15 protein-coding genes are annotated in these 15,789 nt (G+C 62.0%); 3 read left to right on the forward strand and 12 right to left on the reverse strand.

Annotated features, from left to right (window positions below; translation table 11 throughout):
* Positions 1-40: 40 nt before the first annotated feature.
* On the forward strand, positions 41-967 hold the full coding sequence (locus AC1DX6_RS25865) for a LysR family transcriptional regulator (RefSeq protein WP_477318589.1): 927 nt from the start codon (positions 41-43) through the stop codon (positions 965-967).
* Positions 968-1,264: 297 nt separating this feature from the next.
* Here AC1DX6_RS25865 and AC1DX6_RS25870 read toward each other — a convergent pair whose 3' ends face one another.
* From AC1DX6_RS25870 to AC1DX6_RS25900, 7 genes are all read right to left on the reverse strand, one after another.
* Positions 1,265-2,266, reverse strand: coding sequence for a GlxA family transcriptional regulator (locus AC1DX6_RS25870; RefSeq protein ID WP_477318591.1), 1,002 nt, complete (start codon positions 2,264-2,266; stop codon positions 1,265-1,267).
* A gap of 42 nt (positions 2,267-2,308) precedes the next feature.
* The gene (gene hpaH / locus AC1DX6_RS25875; protein ID WP_477318593.1) at positions 2,309-3,109 is read right to left on the reverse strand and encodes a 2-oxo-hept-4-ene-1,7-dioate hydratase; all 801 of its coding nucleotides are present in this window, start codon (positions 3,107-3,109) and stop codon (positions 2,309-2,311) included.
* Complete coding sequence (locus tag AC1DX6_RS25880; RefSeq protein ID WP_477318595.1) at positions 3,106-3,984, reverse strand: fumarylacetoacetate hydrolase family protein; 879 nt, start codon at positions 3,982-3,984, stop codon at positions 3,106-3,108. Before AC1DX6_RS25880 ends, hpaH begins: the two co-directional genes overlap by 4 nt.
* A 307-nt stretch (positions 3,985-4,291) precedes the next feature.
* The gene (locus tag AC1DX6_RS25885; protein WP_477318597.1) at positions 4,292-5,713 is read right to left on the reverse strand and encodes a pyridoxal phosphate-dependent decarboxylase family protein; all 1,422 of its coding nucleotides are present in this window, start codon (positions 5,711-5,713) and stop codon (positions 4,292-4,294) included.
* A 76-nt stretch (positions 5,714-5,789) separates the two neighbouring features.
* On the reverse strand, positions 5,790-6,770 hold the full coding sequence (gene hpaD / locus AC1DX6_RS25890) for a 3,4-dihydroxyphenylacetate 2,3-dioxygenase (RefSeq protein ID WP_477318599.1): 981 nt from the start codon (positions 6,768-6,770) through the stop codon (positions 5,790-5,792).
* Positions 6,771-6,783: 13 nt separating this feature from the next.
* On the reverse strand, positions 6,784-8,301 hold the full coding sequence (gene hpaE, locus AC1DX6_RS25895) for a 5-carboxymethyl-2-hydroxymuconate semialdehyde dehydrogenase (RefSeq protein WP_477318601.1): 1,518 nt from the start codon (positions 8,299-8,301) through the stop codon (positions 6,784-6,786).
* Positions 8,302-8,344: 43 nt separating this feature from the next.
* Entirely contained in the window at positions 8,345-8,731 is a 387-nt protein-coding gene (locus AC1DX6_RS25900; RefSeq protein WP_477318603.1) for a 5-carboxymethyl-2-hydroxymuconate isomerase, read from the reverse strand.
* Between the two features lie 227 nt (positions 8,732-8,958).
* Here AC1DX6_RS25900 and hpaR point away from each other — a divergent pair, with 227 nt between their 5' ends.
* Positions 8,959-9,369 (forward strand): homoprotocatechuate degradation operon regulator HpaR, encoded by a 411-nt coding sequence (gene hpaR / locus AC1DX6_RS25905; protein WP_477318725.1) that lies wholly within the window; start codon positions 8,959-8,961, stop codon positions 9,367-9,369.
* A 6-nt stretch (positions 9,370-9,375) separates the two neighbouring features.
* Here the strand turns inward: hpaR and AC1DX6_RS25910 are convergent, their stop codons facing one another.
* Together AC1DX6_RS25910 and AC1DX6_RS25915 are read right to left on the reverse strand one after the other, a co-directional pair.
* Complete coding sequence (locus AC1DX6_RS25910; RefSeq protein WP_477318605.1) at positions 9,376-9,885, reverse strand: flavin reductase; 510 nt, start codon at positions 9,883-9,885, stop codon at positions 9,376-9,378.
* Positions 9,886-9,893: 8 nt separating this feature from the next.
* On the reverse strand, positions 9,894-11,438 hold the full coding sequence (locus AC1DX6_RS25915) for a 4-hydroxyphenylacetate 3-hydroxylase N-terminal domain-containing protein (protein ID WP_477318607.1): 1,545 nt from the start codon (positions 11,436-11,438) through the stop codon (positions 9,894-9,896).
* A 93-nt stretch (positions 11,439-11,531) separates the two neighbouring features.
* Between AC1DX6_RS25915 and AC1DX6_RS25920 the strand changes: the two genes are divergently transcribed.
* Positions 11,532-12,404: a helix-turn-helix domain-containing protein gene (locus AC1DX6_RS25920; protein ID WP_477318609.1), complete on the forward strand. Its 873-nt coding sequence runs from the start codon at positions 11,532-11,534 to the stop codon at positions 12,402-12,404.
* 59 nt (positions 12,405-12,463) lie between these two features.
* Here AC1DX6_RS25920 and AC1DX6_RS25925 read toward each other — a convergent pair whose 3' ends face one another.
* Genes AC1DX6_RS25925 through AC1DX6_RS25935 form a run of 3 tightly spaced genes read right to left on the reverse strand, consistent with a single transcriptional unit; the run spans position 12,464 to position 15,763 of the window.
* Positions 12,464-13,813, reverse strand: coding sequence for an aminotransferase class III-fold pyridoxal phosphate-dependent enzyme (locus AC1DX6_RS25925; protein ID WP_477318611.1), 1,350 nt, complete (start codon positions 13,811-13,813; stop codon positions 12,464-12,466).
* A gap of 25 nt (positions 13,814-13,838) precedes the next feature.
* Positions 13,839-14,504, reverse strand: coding sequence for an HAD family hydrolase (locus AC1DX6_RS25930; RefSeq protein WP_477318613.1), 666 nt, complete (start codon positions 14,502-14,504; stop codon positions 13,839-13,841).
* Positions 14,501-15,763 carry a Tm-1-like ATP-binding domain-containing protein gene (locus AC1DX6_RS25935; RefSeq protein ID WP_477318615.1) on the reverse strand — a complete coding sequence of 421 codons (1,263 nt, stop codon included), beginning with the start codon at positions 15,761-15,763 and terminating at the stop codon, positions 14,501-14,503. Before AC1DX6_RS25935 ends, AC1DX6_RS25930 begins: the two co-directional genes overlap by 4 nt.
* Positions 15,764-15,789 lie beyond the last annotated feature (26 nt).

Below are 15,789 nucleotides of genomic sequence, written 5' to 3' on the forward strand. Positions count from 1 at the left end.
GCGCTAATGGCGAATGACAATCGCTGCCGTGGAGATAATCATGGATCTCATTGATGGAATGCGCACCTTCATCTCAATTGTCGAATGCGGCTCGTTCAAAGGCGCTGGGGATCGGCTAGGACTGACGAACAAGTTGGTTAGCAAATATCTGGCGACTCTCGAAACCCGGGTTGGGGAAAAGCTTTTGCATCGGACGACCCGCTCTTTGTCTTTGACTGAGGCGGGTGAAATCTACTTGGAGGGATGCCGTAAAATCCTTGAGGTCAATGACGCTGTGCAAATCCGGCTGAAGGCCCCCAGTGAGCGATTGATCGGCAAGTTAAGAGTCGCAGTGCCCGCATCTTTCGGCGAAAGTTTTGTGAGCGACGCGACCCGGCTGTTCTTATCGGAACACCCTTCACTGACCGTGGACCTGCACATGTCGGACAGTCAGGTGGATTTGGCTGCAGGGGGTTTTGACTTGGCAATTCGCATCGGCAATTTAAGGGATTCCGCTTTGGTGGCCAGAAAAATTGGACAGACATCCCGGCTGGTCGTTGCGAGTCCGAATTATCTCGGTCGTTTTGGCGTGCCTCTCCATCCCGACGATTTAGCCAGTCATAGTTGTATTCGTGACACGAATGACAGTGACCCCAACAGCTGGCCATTTGAGATCAAGGGTACACTCCAGCGGGTTCCGATAATGGGGCGGTTCTCAGTAAACAGCGCGACCACGTGCCTGCAATTCGCCCGCGCTGGTTTTGGCCTGGTGCAATGTCCCGATATCTTCCTGATGGATGACTTGAAATCCGGCACCTTGGTTCCGGTACTCTGCGGTTTTCCATCCGGGTCAATCAGCATTCAAATGGTCCACTTGCCAACCAGCTTCCGCCCTCAGAAGGTCACAGCTTTTATGGAGTTTCTACAAGCACTGTTTCTGGAAAACTTTAGACCGAAGGTATCGACGCAGTCATCTATAACAACGTAATTGTCCGGCTGCCGAGGTTTGTTTGAGAATGTTGGACAGTATGAGGTCGAAACTCATCGAGCCGGGGCGCACTGCGAGTCTTGCGGCGTCCGGTTGAACATTCCGCCATGCACGTAGATCCACGCGGCCCACACCGATCAGCGCCCTGCCGCGGGTGCTGCGGAGCGACCAAAGATCGTCTGCGAAGCCCTGTGTCGAGTCAGCCAGGCTTGGTGGTTTTGCTTGCGCGGCGCGACGTTCATGAACGTGCAAACTGCTTGGCTAACTGGCCGTGAAAGTCACAAAACTGGGTGACGTTTATTCTGCGGCGGGGTGTTTCCTGTCCAGGCGCTCCTGCTGCGGCGTGTGGGCGTAGAGTTCTCGGTAGCATTTGGAAAAATGCGACGCCGAAACGAAGCCGCACGCTACGGACACATCGACTATGGGCAAGGATGTCTGGATCAGCAAATGCCGCGCGCGCTCGAGGCGGATATCCAAATAGTAGCGGGCGGGGGAGCGACCCATTTCGCCGTGGAACAGACGCTCGATCTGCCGTCGCGAAAGCCCGACTTGGTCGGCAATGTCACCGATCGATATGGGTTCGGACGGGTTGGCGTCCATAAGTTCTATGATCGTCAGCACCTTGGAGTTCTGAACGCCGAGCCGTGCCCGCAGAGGAAGTCTCTGGCGATCGCCCGGGCTGCGTACTCGATCGGTCAGCACCTGCTCACATATGTGCCTGACCAAAGTGTCGTCGAAATCATCACCGATCAGCTTCAACATCATGTCGAGAGCGGCCGTGCCGCCGGCGCATGTATAGATATTGTGGTCGACCTCAAAAAGGTCGGCAAAAACATTGGCCTCTGGAAATGCCTCGGCGAAGCCCGGCAGGTTTTCCCAATGGATGGCGCAGCGTTTGCCCGAGAGCAGCCCGGCCGCCGCCAGCACATGCGCACCGGTGCAGAGGCCCCCGATCGCAACGCCGCGACTATGTTCCTCGCGCAACCAGGCAAAGGCCGACTTGTTCGAATAACGTTCGATGTTGATGCCGGTGCAGACGATGACCATTGACGGCCTTTCGGGGCCAGTCATCTTACGCCGCTCGTCCTCCAACGACGTGTTCACGGTACACGATACGCCGCTCGAAGCGGACACGGGCTGCCCATCGATACTGGCGAGCCGCCAGTTGTAGGCTTCGTAACCGAGCATCCGGTTGGCGATGCGGATCGGCTCCAGTGCGGTCGAAAAGGCGAGCATGGTGAAATCCGGCACCAGAAAGAAGACGAGAGAGCGTTTGACCGGATGTTTGGCTATGTTCACTCGGGTTACGTCCGATATCGGGAGCAGGATGTTGCGAATATATCAGGCAAAAGCCATACGGATTGTTTCGTATGGGCCGAAATCGGCAGCAATGTTGTCGCCGTGACGCGCTTCGACCGGGCGCACGAACGAGCCCGACAGCACGACCTGTCCGGCCTCGATCTGCATGCCGTATTGGTGCAGCCGGTTGGCCAGCCAGACGATGCCCTTGGCTGGATGGTCGAGCACACCGGCGCCAAGGCCGGTTTCCTCGACCTCGCCATTGCGCGACACGATGGCGCCGATCCAGCGCAGATCGGCCTCGCGCGGACCGGCCGCGCGACCGCCCACGACGATGCCGGCATTGGCGGCATTGTCGGAGATGGTGTCGAAGAAAGTCCTGATCTTGCCGGTCTCCTTGTTGACACGCTCGATGCGGGTGTCGAGGATCTCCAAGGCCGGCGTGATGTAGTCGGTGGCGTCGAGCACGTCCTCGATCGACACGTCCGGGCCTGAGAGCGTCGCCTTCATGACGAAGGCGATCTCGGCCTCGATGCGCGGCTGGATGAATCGGTCGGCAGGGACGGTGCCACCGTCGTCGAAAAACATGTCGTCGAACAGCACGCCGGAATCGGGAATGTCGATGGCCAGCGCCGATTGCATCGCCTTGGAGGTCAGGCCGATCTTCCAGCCTTTGATGGTCAGGCCGGACGCCACCTTCTTCTTCACGAGTTCTGCCTGCACGCGGTAGGCGTCGTCCATCGTCGCGCCTGGAAAATCGAGGCTGAGCAGCCTGATTTGCCGGCGGTCGCGTTCGGCCTCGAACAGCCGCATGGCGGCGTCCTCGACTTGCTCAGGGGTCATTGTTCTGTCCCTTCGTCGACGACGCCGTTGCGCAGCAGCCCGATGCCGTCGGCTTCGACCTCGATGACGTCGCCGGGCTTCAGCCAGATCGGCGGCTCGAAGCGGGCGCCAGCGCCGGTCGGCGTGCCGGTGACGATGATGTCACCAGGAACAAGGGTGGTGAAGGTCGAGACATAGTTGATGATCTTGCGAAACGAAAAGATCATGCGGCTGGTGCGGTCCTGTTGACGAATCTCGCCGTTGACGCGCGTTTCCAACTTGATGTCGGCAATCTGCGCTTCATCGGTGAACGGGATCAGCCAAGGACCGATCGAGCCCGTGCGGTCGAAGTTCTTGCCCTGGGTAACATTGAACTTGGCGTGGCGCACCCAGTCGCGGATGGTTCCTTCATTGCAAAGCGAGAGGGCTGCGACATGTTCGAGCGCCCGAGCCTCGGCAATCCGCCTTCCACCCTTTCCGATAATGAGTACGATCTCGCCTTCGTAATCTAGCTGCAGGCTTTCAGGCGGGCGGATGAGCGGTTCATCATGCCCAGTGAACGAGCGCGGGAAGCGGATGAAGAGCGAGGGGTTGGATGGTGCTGCTTGCCCGTCCTTGTATTCCTCGTTGCGATCGGGGAAATTCACCCCGACGCAGATGATCTTTTCCGGCGACGGCACCGGAATATCGAGACGCACGTCGGAGAGCGGGAAATCTGGCTGCAGACCCGCGGTCTCTTGCGCAATTCTTTGCAGCGCGCCACCGGCAATTACTTCGCGCAGCGTTGGCCACTCTGCTGCATGGCGTGCGGAAAGATCGATAATTCTATCGCCAACAAGAACGCCGTATCCACTGCGGCCGTTGCGGACAAAACTGACAAATTTCGCGGGTGACATGATCTCTCTCCGCATTGCTCAGGCGATGCCGCCGAGGCAGACATCGTCGCGTTCAAAGTTCCAGGAAGCAATGGCGGCGACGACACCAATCGGCTGTTTGGTCACCACGATGCGCCAGCCCATGTGGGCGATCCGCACCGCTTCGATCGCAGCCCGCGGGTCAGCCCGCGCCCGCTTCGAATGTGGCCGATGGTTTTGCCTGTGGTGGTGTCCACCGCCGCATCGGCTTCAGTCCAGCTATCGCCGACAAGCGCAGCTTGGCGAAACAGTGAAGGATGGTTCAGTTGCATTATATTTTTCCAGTCCTTCAAGCCTGACCGGTGGTCAGCATTTTGCTGGCAACTTCGGTGATGACGTCGTGCGCAATGTCGGCGTCGGCCTCCGTCATCTCAAACTGACCGGCCTGGAAGCGGATTGCCACGCTTCCGTTCACGCGTGTCTGTGTCAGATAGATGCGGCCGTCATCATTGATGGCGTTCACCAGAGCGATGTTGTGAGCGTCGAGATCCGTTGCGCCGAGGTGCCTGAATGAGAAAAGCGAGAACGCCGGATCAGTCACGATCTCAAAATTGTCAGCGTTGCGCAGGCGTTCGCAGAGTTTTTCCGACCATGCCACATGGTTGCGGATCATCGTTTTCAGGCCATTCAGCCCATGGAACCGCAGCAGGAACCAGAGCTTGAGGGCACGGAAGCGGCGGCCGAGCGGCACCGTCCATTCCGAATAGTTGATGATGCCGTCGCGGCCGTGTGTCTTCAGATATTCCGGCTGAATGGCAAGTGTGCGCACGAGATCGGCAGGGCTGCGGATGAAATGCGCCGAACAGTCGAACTGTGCGCCCAGCCATTTGTGCGGGTTGAATACGACGGAATCGGCGCCCTCGACACCTGCCCATAGGGGGCGGAACTCCTCGCAAATCATCGCAGATCCGGCCCAAGCCGCGTCGACATGAACGTAAAGCCCATGTTTGCCCGCAACGGCGACCACCTTAGCGATGTCATCGCAGGCGCCGGTACTGGTTCCACCTGTGCAGGCGATGATGCCAGCAGGCACATAGCCCGACGCTTTGTCATTGATGATTGCCGCCTCCAGCGCGTCACAATCCATGCTTCTGAGTGTGCCTCCGGCGGGAATTCGCACAAGATTGTTCTCGCCGATGCCGGAGACCCAGATCGCGCGGTCGATGGAGGTGTGGACCTGATCGGATGAATAGATACGCAGTTGCGGATTGCCGCTGAGGCCGGTCTTGTTGCCATTCCAATCAAGGGCGCGTTCGCGCATGACGAGAACGGCTGAGAGCGTGGCCGAGGAGGCGGAATCTTGAATGACGCCGGAAAATCCCTCTGGCAACCCTATCGCCTGCCGCAGCCAATCGATGACCCTGGTCTCAAGTTCGGTTGCCGCGGGCGAGGTCTGCCAGAGCATGCATTGGGCCGCCATTGCCGTCACAAGATATTCCGCAATGACGGACACGGGTGCCGCGTTGGCAGGAAAATAGGCAAAAAAGCGCGGGTGCTGCCAATGCGTCATACCAGGCAAGATGATGTTCTCGAAATCGGCGAATATGGCATTCATATCCTCACCGGTTTGCGGTGGCTGCATCGATAGCTGGGCGGTAATGTCACCGGGTGCGGTTTTTGCACGCACCGGCCTGTCACGCAGAGACGCGCGGTAGGCGGCGCCCCAGTCCGCCGCCCTGCGGGACCACGCGGCAAAATCATTCTCGTTCATGCGTCTCTCGCCTCGATCATTCTTGTCATGCCGGGCGCGCACATGACACACGGCTGCAAATAATTCTGTTTGCCGGTCAAGGCGCCACGATCGGCGATGCCGCCAGGTCGGACCTGCGCGGCTCGACGCCGGCAAAGACGCTGCCTTCCTCGAACCAGCTTTTTGGCGCCGGCGCGCCCCACAGCGTCTGCCGCTGCGGGTCCTTCAGGTCCCACTTGATCGGCTCCAGATCGGGATCGACCGTCTGGTAGTCCGAACAGTAGATCTCGATGCGGTGATTGTCGGGGTCGCGGATGTAGAGGAAGAAGGCGTTGGAGATGCCGTGCCGGCCGGGACCGCGTTCGATGTTCGGCAGCCAGCCGGTGGTCGCCATCAGGTCGAGCAGGTCGATGATGTTGAGCGGCGTCGGCACCCAGAAGGCGACGTGGTGCAGGCGTGGGCCGATGCCGTTGGTGAAGGCAATGTCGTGGACGCCGCCCTTGCGGTGCGTCCAGGCGGCCCACAGCTTTCCGGTCGCTTCATCCTCGGTGTATTCGGTGACGCGGAAGCCGAGCTCGTTGTAGAACGCCACCGATTCATCGACATTGGGCGAGAAGCAGTTGAAGTGGTCAATGCGCAGCGGCTTGACGCCCTTGTACAGCGCGTACTTCTGGTGGATCGGCGGCAGCCTTTCCATTTGAGCGTAGAATTCGAGTGGAATGCCGTGCGGATCGCGGGTACGGAAGGTGCGCGATTGGTAGGGGCGCTCGACCCATTCCACCGGCAGGCCCTTGCCCTTAAAGAAGTGCTCGGCCTTGTCGAGATCCTCTTCGGAGAACAGCTTGAAGCCGAGGTCGCGGGCTTCCGGCTTGGCACCCTTCCGCAGCACGATGCAATGATGGCCGCGTTCCTCCATGGCGCGCAGATAGATGGCGTCGCTGGTCTCGTCGGTCACCTGCAAGCCGAGCGTGTCGACATAGAAAGCGCGGGATTTTGCAAGGTCGGTGACGGCCAGCTCGATATGGCTGAGCCGCACGATGTTGAAGGCCGGATAGAGGTTGGGTGTGGGCAAGGGCATCTGATTTCCTCCGTCAACCGCCAAGTTTCTGGATCGAGTGCGGCGCCGTGGCGAACGCAATGTTCTTGGTTTCCATGTAGAAGTCGAAGGAGTGATCGCCGCCGTCGCGGCCGATGCCGGAATTCTTGACGCCACCGAACGGCGTCGGCAAATGGCGCACATTCTCCGAATTCACCCAGATCATGCCGGCCTCGAGCGCGTCGGTGAAGCGGAAGGCGCGGGTGACGTCGGCGGTCCAGAGATAGCCGGTCAAGCCGTATTGTGTGTCGTTGGCCAACGCCAGCGCCTCGGCTTCGTCCTTGAACGGGATCGCGGTCAGCACTGGTCCAAAAATTTCTTCCTGGGCAATGCGCATGCGGTTGTTGGCGCCGGTGAACAGCGTCGGACTGACATAACAACCGCCGCCTGGACCTGCGAATTTGCCGCCGCCGGCAGCGACAGTGGCGCCTTCCGAGCGGCCAATCTCGATATATTCGAGAACCTTCTTTTCATGCACAGGATGGATGAGGGGCCCGATAACCGTTTTCGGATCGAGCGGGTGGCCGACGACGATGCGCTTTGCCCTTTCGGCGACCTTGGCGGTGAAGCTTTCATAGATCGAGGCCTCGACCAGAAGGCGGGACGATGAGGTGCACCGTTCGCCGTTCAGCGAATAGATCATGAAGACGGCAGCGTCGGCCGCACGCTCCAGGTCAGCATCGGCAAAGACGATGACCGGGTTCTTGCCGCCAAGTTCGAAATGCACGCGCTTCAGCGTGTCAGCGCCTTGCTTCATGATCATCGAGCCGGTGCGGCTTTCGCCGACGAAGCCGATCGCCTTGATATCGGGGTGTTCGGTTAGCGCCTTGCCGGCATCCTCGCCTAAACCGTTGACGAGGTTCCAGACGCCCTTCGGCAGCCCGGCCTCCTCGGCGATCTCGACCAGCAGCCGGGCAGTCAGCGGCGAAAATTCAGCTGGCTTGTGAACGATGGTGCAGCCGGCCGCCAGCGCCGGCGCGATCTTCCATGTCGACAGCATGAAGGGCGTGTTCCACGGCGTGATCACGCCAACCGGGCCGATTGGCACGCGCGTCGTCATGTTGACCTGGTTCGGTGCGCGGATCGTCTCGCCGTCGCGGGCTTCGGGCGCACGGTCGGCGAAGAAGCGGAAGTTCTCGGCGCCGCGCAGCGCCGCCTTGGCCATGAACTTCAGCGACTGGCCGGTGTCCATGCATTCGACGAAAGCTATTTCCTCGGCCCGCGCTTCGATGGCGTCGGCGATGCGGTGCAACAGCTTCTTGCGGGTCTCGCCGGCCATTGCCGCCCAGTCACGGAAGGCTGCCTTTGCCGCCTTTGCGGCGCGGTCCACATCGATAGCCTTGCCGCGCGCCACCTTGGCGATCAGCTTCAGGTCGACAGGCGACAGTGACTCGAAGGTCGAGCCGTCGGCGGCCGGCACGGCCTCGCCGCCGATCTGGTTGAGCACGCCTGTGCTCCGGAAGCGCTCGAGATAGGCTTCGGCCTTCTTGATATTGTCGTCTAGTGCCGTCATGGGGTCTTCCCTGTAATTTGCCGCTGTCTCACTCGCCGCACGGTTACTTGCCACGCAGACGCGGGTGAATCGCGTTCTTCTTCCAGTTCAATTCGGCGTCGATCTCGCGGATTTCCAGCGACAGCGCGAAATGCGGTGTCGTGAACAACGATGCGAGATGCTCCGAGACGGTGGCGAAAATCGCCTCGCCGGTGCGCTTCTTTTCTTCGTCACTGCGGCCCTTGCCGATGCGGAAGTTCATGTCGATGAAACCGTTCTCGGGCAGACGGTCGGCGATCGCATAGGCCTCAGTGCGAAAGGCGCGCACCCTGACCGCGCCAGGCTCGAACAGGCCGGTCTCGAGAATTGTCCGCGAGACCAGCGCGCAAAGCTCTGTCATGTCGACCTTGGCGTCGAGATTCGCGGAATATTCAATCGCCATGTGCGGCAAGGGGCTCCTCCACCTTGTAATTAACATGTGAATTACATCTTGACATCGGAATGTCAAGCGTAGTTCTCTGGGTAAAACCGCTTCCGTTCGGTCGGGATTTGCCGCTCCCGACAAAATGACGGATATAGCTCAATGTTGCGTCCCGGGCTGCGTACTGGGACGGAACGGAACTGGAATCGTCTGGAGACCTGATCTTGCTACCGCCCAGCACCCGCCGCTCCTTGCCGATGGCACTGCTTCGTGCCCGCGAAGTAATCATGGCGCATTTCCGGCCGATGCTTGCCCGCCACGACATCACCGAACAGCAATGGCGCGTGCTGCGCGTGCTTGCCGAGGCCGGTCCGCTTGAGGCGACCGAGCTTGCCAACCGCGCATCGATCCTGCCGCCGAGCCTGACCCGCATCATCAAGGCGATGGAGGAACGGCAGTTCATCACCCGCAACAAGGTCAAGGACGATGGCCGCCGGGCGCTGCTCGCCATCAGTGCGGCCGGGCTGGCGCTGATCGAGGATCTGTCGCCCGAGCGTGCCTCCATTTACGAGGCGATAGAGCAACGCTATGGCGCGGAGCAACAGGAGCGTCTGCTGGATCTGCTGGAAAGCCTGATCCAGTCGGAGTCATCCGAGAACCAGACCTGACGGCGATTAGCCGCCAAAACTCCCCAGCGCTGTCGGCTGCATGTAGTTGCGGTCGACGTAGAGCAGGGCGGCCTCACCGCTGCCGTGACGGATGTCGACGACGCGGCCGAACATGACATTGTGGGTGCCGACGCGGTTCACCTCGCCGATCTCACAATCGAAGCTGACGATGGCGTCGAGCAGCGCCGGCATGCCGGACGGCATGGTCTGCCATCGTGCGGCGCCGTAGCGCTCGGCCATGTCGCGCATCGCCCCGGCAAACTTTGCCGCCAGGTGCATATGCGCCTGCGTCAGCACGTTGACGCAGAAGCGCCGGTTGGCGAGGAACAGGCCGGCCTGTGTCGAGCGCTCGTTCATGCAGACAAGCAGCGTCGGCGGATCGTCGGAAACGCTGCACATGGCGGTCGCGGTGAAACCGCCGCGACCTGCCGGACCATCCGTGGTGACGATGTTGACCGGCGCGCAGACGCGCGCCATGGCGTCACGGAATTCGAGCCTTGCGACCTGCGCCTCCATGGTCGGCCTCAGCCTGCATTGGCCGGCAGCGGCGGCAGCCAGGTATCGCCGGTCCAGCCCTTTTCGTCATAGTCGGCCATGCAAGTGTCGACCAGCTCTTCCATTGCCTTGAGGCGGCCGCCGCGCTCGGCACCTTTCAGCACCTGCAGCCGCACCTCTTCGGGTGCGCCGGCATAGTTGAGCTCGTAGAGCGCGTGGCGGCCGCCGAATTCGGTGCCGGTCGCATCCCACAGCAACTTCATGATCTTGATGCGCTCGACATGGCCCATGTCGTTCGAGCCGCGCACGTACTGGGCAAGGTACTTGTCGATCTCCGGATTTTCGAAATCCTTCACCGAGGAGGGGAGATAGATCAGGCCCGAGGCGATCACCCGGCGCACCGTGTCGATAACGCGCGGATAGGCTTCCGACATGAAGGTGCGGTAAGCGAGTGCGGCCTCCAGATTGGGCAGCACCGCGCCGTCGGCCCAAGGCACCGGATTGTACGCCATGGCGTTGGAAAAACTCCAGAACATGTGGCGCAGTGCGATGACCTCGCCAAGTGCTGCCTGGTTGCCGCGGAATGCGTCGCCGCCGGTGGCGCGCAGCGCTTTGGCCAGCAGGCCGGCAAGGAAGTCCAGCTTGACGGCAAAGCGGGTGCAGCCCTGGAAACAATAGCCGTGCATGAAGCCCGATGCCGGGTGGAAGGACAGGATTTTTTGCGCGTCGCGCAGCACCAGCACGTCCTCCCAGGGGATGAAGACGTTGTCGAGCACCAGGATGGCGTCGTTCTCGTCGAAGCGCGATGACAGCGGATAGTCGAACGGGGTGCCCACCGTGTTGGCGGTCTGCTCGTAGGAGACCCGGCAGAACATCTTTATGCCCGGCGCATTCATCGGCACGATGAACATCACCGACAGCGACGGATCCTCGGTCACCGTTGCCGAACTCTGCGCCAGGAAATTGTAGTGGGTGAGCGCCGACGACGTCGCCACCACCTTGGCGCCGGACACCCAGATGCCGGCGTCGCTCTCCTTGGTGATGTGGACGAACACGTCCTTCACCTGTTCGGCCGGCTTGTGGCGGTCGATCGGCGGGTTGACGATGGCATGGTTCATGAACAGGACGGCTTCCTGTGCTCTGCTGTGCCAGGCGCGCGCATTGTCCTTGAACGGCCCGTACCATTCGGCATTGGCGCCGAGCGTGTTCATCAGCGCTGCCTTGTAGTCGGGCGTGCGCCCCATCCAGCCGTAGGACATGCGCGACCAGTCGGCGATCGCCGACTGCTGTGCGACGAGGTCGCTCGAAGATCTGGCGACGCGAAAATATTTGTGCGTGTAGCCGCCCGAGCCGGTCTCGGTGGGCGAGGTCAGCACCGCCTGTCGCGCCGGGTCGTGCAAGGCATCGTAGAGACGGGCAAGCGAGCGGGCGGAATTGCGCATCGCTGGATGGGTGGTGACGTCGGCGATGCGCTCGCCATTGATGTAGACCTCGCGGCCGTCGCGTAGGCTCTCGAGATATTCGGCACCGGTAAACGGCCGTTTCGTCTCAGCCCGGAACTCTTCCGATCGCATCCTTGATCCTCCCTTGATGGTCGAACACTAGCCCGGCGCGCTGCAATGGTTTATGGACGAAAGGCCAAAACCATTTGGACTTTTTCGGGTGCCATGAACCAGACCAGCATTCCCGAATTCTTCGTCTATGGCGAGCCGGCGCAAACCATCGATGTCGGCTTCCTGCATGTCGAGACGGTTCTTGCCCGCGCTGCTGTGCATCGGGGCCATGTGCTGGCGCACAAGCATCCGCAAATGGCGCAGATCACCTTCTGGACCAGCGGCAGCGGCAGCTATCGGATCGAGGACCAGACCTGGAGTTTTTCGGCGCCGACTGTGAGTTTCATGCCGAGCGGCGTGGTGCACGGCTTCAGCATCGAACCGGGCACCGATGCCATCGTGGTGTCAGTCGCCGACGCGGCACTTGCGGCAATCGCCGAGCACTCCTTGCTGCCACTCGACCAGCCGGTCTTCGTCACTGGACGCGGCGAAGCAGCCCTTTGGGAGAAGCTCGCAAGCATCATCAGGCTGATCCAGTCGGAATATGCCGACGCCTTGCCGGGTTTGGAGAAAATCCTGCCGTCGCTGATCGCTGTCGGGCTGTCGGGGATTGCTCGCCTCGATGCGGAGTCGCATTCCGTCGCGGTGCCGGCGGCCGTTGCGCTGGCAGGCCGCTTGCGGCGGCTGATCGACCGGCATTTTCGCGACGACTGGCCGGTCGAGCGCTATGTCGCCGCACTCGGCACCACGCGCCATCTGCTCGACAAGGCGGCGCGGCAGGGTCTGGGTGCAGGCGTGCGCCAGGCCATCGGCGAGCGGCGGCTGGTCGAGGCCAAGCGCCTGCTGCTGTTCACCGTGCGTCCGGTCGAGGACATCGCCTATGAGACGGGGTTCAATGACCCCGCCTATTTCTCGCGCTTCTTTCGCTCGGCCGTCGGCCTGTCGCCGGCGGCGTGGCGGCGGGAGAGGCTTGGAAGTAGCGAGTAGCGAGTAGCGATGATGGCTCACCGCACCTATTCGCTACTCGCTATTCCCTATTCGCTAGTCTAGGCGGCAGCCAACCCCGCATCCAACGCCTCACCGATCCTCGCCACATCCGCTGCCGTGATCACCAGCGGCGGCGACAGGATGATGGCGTTGCCGGAGACGCGCAGCATGACGCCGGCCGCATAGGCGGCATCGGCGACGGCATTCATCGTCTTCTTGTCGACCGGCTTCTTGGCGGCGCGGTCGGAGACCAGTTCGAGCGCTGCCATCAGCCCGATGTACCTGACATCGCCGACCAGTGCGTGTTTTGCCTTCAGCGCTTCCAGCGCCTTGCCGAGTTCGACGCCGCGCGCGGCGGCGTTGTCGTGGAGGGCGAGCCGCTTGGTCTCGGCCAGTGCAACCAGCCCGGCGGCGCAGCCGACCGGATGGCCGGAATAGGTGTAGCCGTGGCCGATTGCGCCGAAACTGGTCTTGTCGGCTTCGAAGACCTCGGCCACCTTGGCGCCGATCAGTGTCGCGCCGAGCGGGAAATAGCCTGAGGTGACCGCCTTGGCGATGGTCATGAAATCCGGCTTCACACCTGAGAGACGCGAGCCCGACCAGGCGCCGGTGCGGCCGAAGCCGGTTACCACCTCGTCGGCGATGAGGAGGATCTCGTGGCGGTCGCAGATGGCGCGCACCAGCGGCATGAAGCTCTCATGCGGGACGATGACGCCGCCGGCGCCAAGCACCGGCTCCATGATGAAGGCGGCGATGGTGTCGCCACCCTGGAAGGCGATCTCGTCCTCGATCGCGCGGGCGCACAGCTTGGCCAGCTTCGCCGGGTCGGTTTCGTCGAACGGGTTGCGATAGGTCCAGGGCGCCGGCGTATGGAAGACACCGGGCATCAGCGGCTCGTAATTGCGGCGGAAATTGGCGTTGCCGTTGACCGAGGCGCCGCCGAAATGCGTGCCGTGATAGCCCTTCTTCAGCGCCAGGAATTTTGTTCGGTCGCCCTGGCCGCGGATCTTCCAGTATTGCCGGGAAAGCCGCAGCGCCGTCTCGACCGAATCCGAGCCGCCGGAGGTGAAGAAAGCTCGGACCATGCCTTCCGGCGCGAACCAGTCGCAGAGTTCGAAGGCGAGCTCGATCGACGGTCCGGTCGAGGTGCCGCGAAAGCCGGAATAGTAGGGCAGGGCGTCGAGCTGGGCGGCAATCGCCTGCTTGATCGGATCGCAGCTGTAGCCGAGGTTGACGTTCCAGAGGCCGCCGACGGCGTCGAGCACGGTGCGGCCGTCAATGTCGGTCACCTCGACACCTTTGCCCTGCATGATGATCCTCGGCGGCGTCGTCCGCATTTCGGCCGGATGCGCCATCGGATGCCAGATCGGCTTGGCGTTGTTCTCGGTGAGGAAGTTGATGTCACGCATCTCTGGAGACTCCGGATTTTCTGGATCATGGGATGGCGAGGCCAAAATGACCAAGCGCCTCGGCATAGCTTCGCGCCGGCTCGGCGACGTCGAACTGCACGGCCAGCATGCCGGCAGCAATCGCGCCATCGACATTGCGCTTCTGGTCGTCGACGAAGACGCAAGCGGCAGGCGGCAGATCAAGTGCCGTGCTGACCATGGCATAGGCTTGGCGGTCGGGCTTGAGGATCTGGGTGTAGGTTGCGTCGACGATTGTTTCGAACAGCGATAGCAGCGGCAACCGCTCCCGGAACGTGCTGCCGTAGAACAGGTCGAGCTCGTTGGAGAGGATCGCGAGCCGGACGCCGGCTTCATGCGCCGCGCGGACCGCCCGCTCGGCCTCAGGCCGCACCACGGCCTGCGGATCGGCGCCGCGTGCGCGTTGCACGAAGGTCGACATGTCGTGCCAGTCCTCGCCGACCAACTGTCCAACCTCGCGCGTGCGCGTCTTCCAATAGCCGCGTTCGCTGATCGCGTCGGCCTGCATGGCGCGCCACAGCGGGTCCGATGCCGGGTCGAACGGCCCGCGCCAGTCGAGCGTGCCGGGCGCCAGCCCGAGCGCACGCTCGGTCAGCGCATGCGTCTCGAACAGCGTGCGGGTGACGACGCCGCCGAAGTCGAGCACCAGCGCCTGTGGCCGTACCGCGCTCATGCGGCCTGCTTTCCCTGTGGCGCCCCTGGCGGGATGAGACCCTCGGTGACCCAGCGATCGAAAATCTCCAACGCCTTGGCGCTGAAGGCGGCATCATTGATGTGGCCCGATATCTCGTGCAGCTCGGCATTGGTGGGCACGCTGACGCGCATTTCCTCGATAAAGGCCATCAACGCTTCCGGCTCATGCAGGGGTTCGCCTTGCTGGTCCCATTGCTGGATGCCGCCGGCCGGCAGGATGAAGGCAGTTGGGCCCTTTGCCGCCGCCAGTTTTTGACCGATGGCGCGTGCGATCTCCCGGCGCGTTGCGCCGTCTGAGGTCACCGAGGCGAGCAGGCGATTGTGAGCGTGATAGGGGCGGTCGGCAAAGCGGGAGGGCACCGCTTGCCAGGTCGGAAAATCCACCATGTCGATGGCGCCCGGCGCGACGATCTGCGGGATGCCTTGCCGCCCGGCGTTTTCCAGCCGATCGGTGCCCGAATTGACCACCGAGCCGGTGAGCTGGTTGGCGAGTTCCTGCAGGCTGAAATCCATCACCGCGACGAAACCGCGCTGCGCAGCGATCGCTTCCAGCGCTCGTCCGCCCATGCCGGTGGTGTGGAACACGATGACTTCATAGCCGCGCTTCTCCAGCTCCGGCTTCAGCGCCACCATGTAGTGCAGGCAGCTCTTCCCGAGCGAGCTCATGCCGATCATCGGCCTGGCCTGGTCCGGCTTGACGACGGCGCGCGCAGCACCTACCACCGCGCCGCTGGCTTGCGACAGTACAGCCTTGCAGGCGCTGTTGAGGCCATAGAGGCCTCCCGCCCACAGGATCATCATCAGATCGGTTGCGATCCGTTCCGGCGGCAGCAGATGCGAATAGGCGATGGTCGAGACGACGAATTTCGGCACGCCGAGCGGCAGCGACAGGGCAACGTCGAGCGCAAGGTCGGTTCCCATGGAGCCGCCAAGCGCAATGAAGCCGTCGATCTCGCTTTGGTCGTAGAGCGAACGCGCAAGCCGCGAGGCGCCGAGCGCCATCAGCGTCATCGCCGTATTCTCGTCGCCGCTGGCAATGATCGCCTCGATTGTCGTTTCTGCAGCTTGAGCCACGGCGTGCTTGTCATGCGCCGGCCGGTAGGGCGGGTCGCCGAGCACGCTGACATCCATCATAACGGCGACACCGCCGACCGCCTCGATGCGCTCGCGCATGAACAGCAACTCATCGGCCTTGGTGTCGCCCGTGCCGATAACCAGGATTCGGCGTTTGTCCTGCAAAGTCAGTCTCCCCAGTGAATGATCAA

It is taken from the genome of Mesorhizobium sp. P2_C4, assembly GCF_056404575.1.

What these genes read in the sequence shown, in the direction of transcription:
- AC1DX6_RS25865 (WP_477318589.1), top strand. Translation starts at nt 41, where the DNA reads ATGGATCTCATTGATGGAATGCGCACCTTCATCTCAATTGTCGAATGC.
- hpaH (WP_477318593.1), bottom strand. Translation starts at nt 3,109, where the DNA reads ATGACCCCTGAGCAAGTCGAGGACGCCGCCATGCGGCTGTTCGAGGCC.
- AC1DX6_RS25880 (WP_477318595.1), bottom strand. Translation starts at nt 3,984, where the DNA reads ATGTCACCCGCGAAATTTGTCAGTTTTGTCCGCAACGGCCGCAGTGGA.
- AC1DX6_RS25885 (WP_477318597.1), bottom strand. Translation starts at nt 5,713, where the DNA reads ATGAACGAGAATGATTTTGCCGCGTGGTCCCGCAGGGCGGCGGACTGG.
- hpaD (WP_477318599.1), bottom strand. Translation starts at nt 6,770, where the DNA reads ATGCCCTTGCCCACACCCAACCTCTATCCGGCCTTCAACATCGTGCGG.
- hpaE (WP_477318601.1), bottom strand. Translation starts at nt 8,301, where the DNA reads ATGACGGCACTAGACGACAATATCAAGAAGGCCGAAGCCTATCTCGAG.
- hpaR (WP_477318725.1), top strand. Translation starts at nt 8,959, where the DNA reads ATGGCACTGCTTCGTGCCCGCGAAGTAATCATGGCGCATTTCCGGCCG.
- AC1DX6_RS25910 (WP_477318605.1), bottom strand. Translation starts at nt 9,885, where the DNA reads ATGGAGGCGCAGGTCGCAAGGCTCGAATTCCGTGACGCCATGGCGCGC.
- AC1DX6_RS25915 (WP_477318607.1), bottom strand. Translation starts at nt 11,438, where the DNA reads ATGCGATCGGAAGAGTTCCGGGCTGAGACGAAACGGCCGTTTACCGGT.
- AC1DX6_RS25920 (WP_477318609.1), top strand. Translation starts at nt 11,532, where the DNA reads ATGAACCAGACCAGCATTCCCGAATTCTTCGTCTATGGCGAGCCGGCG.
- AC1DX6_RS25925 (WP_477318611.1), bottom strand. Translation starts at nt 13,813, where the DNA reads ATGCGTGACATCAACTTCCTCACCGAGAACAACGCCAAGCCGATCTGG.
- AC1DX6_RS25930 (WP_477318613.1), bottom strand. Translation starts at nt 14,504, where the DNA reads ATGAGCGCGGTACGGCCACAGGCGCTGGTGCTCGACTTCGGCGGCGTC.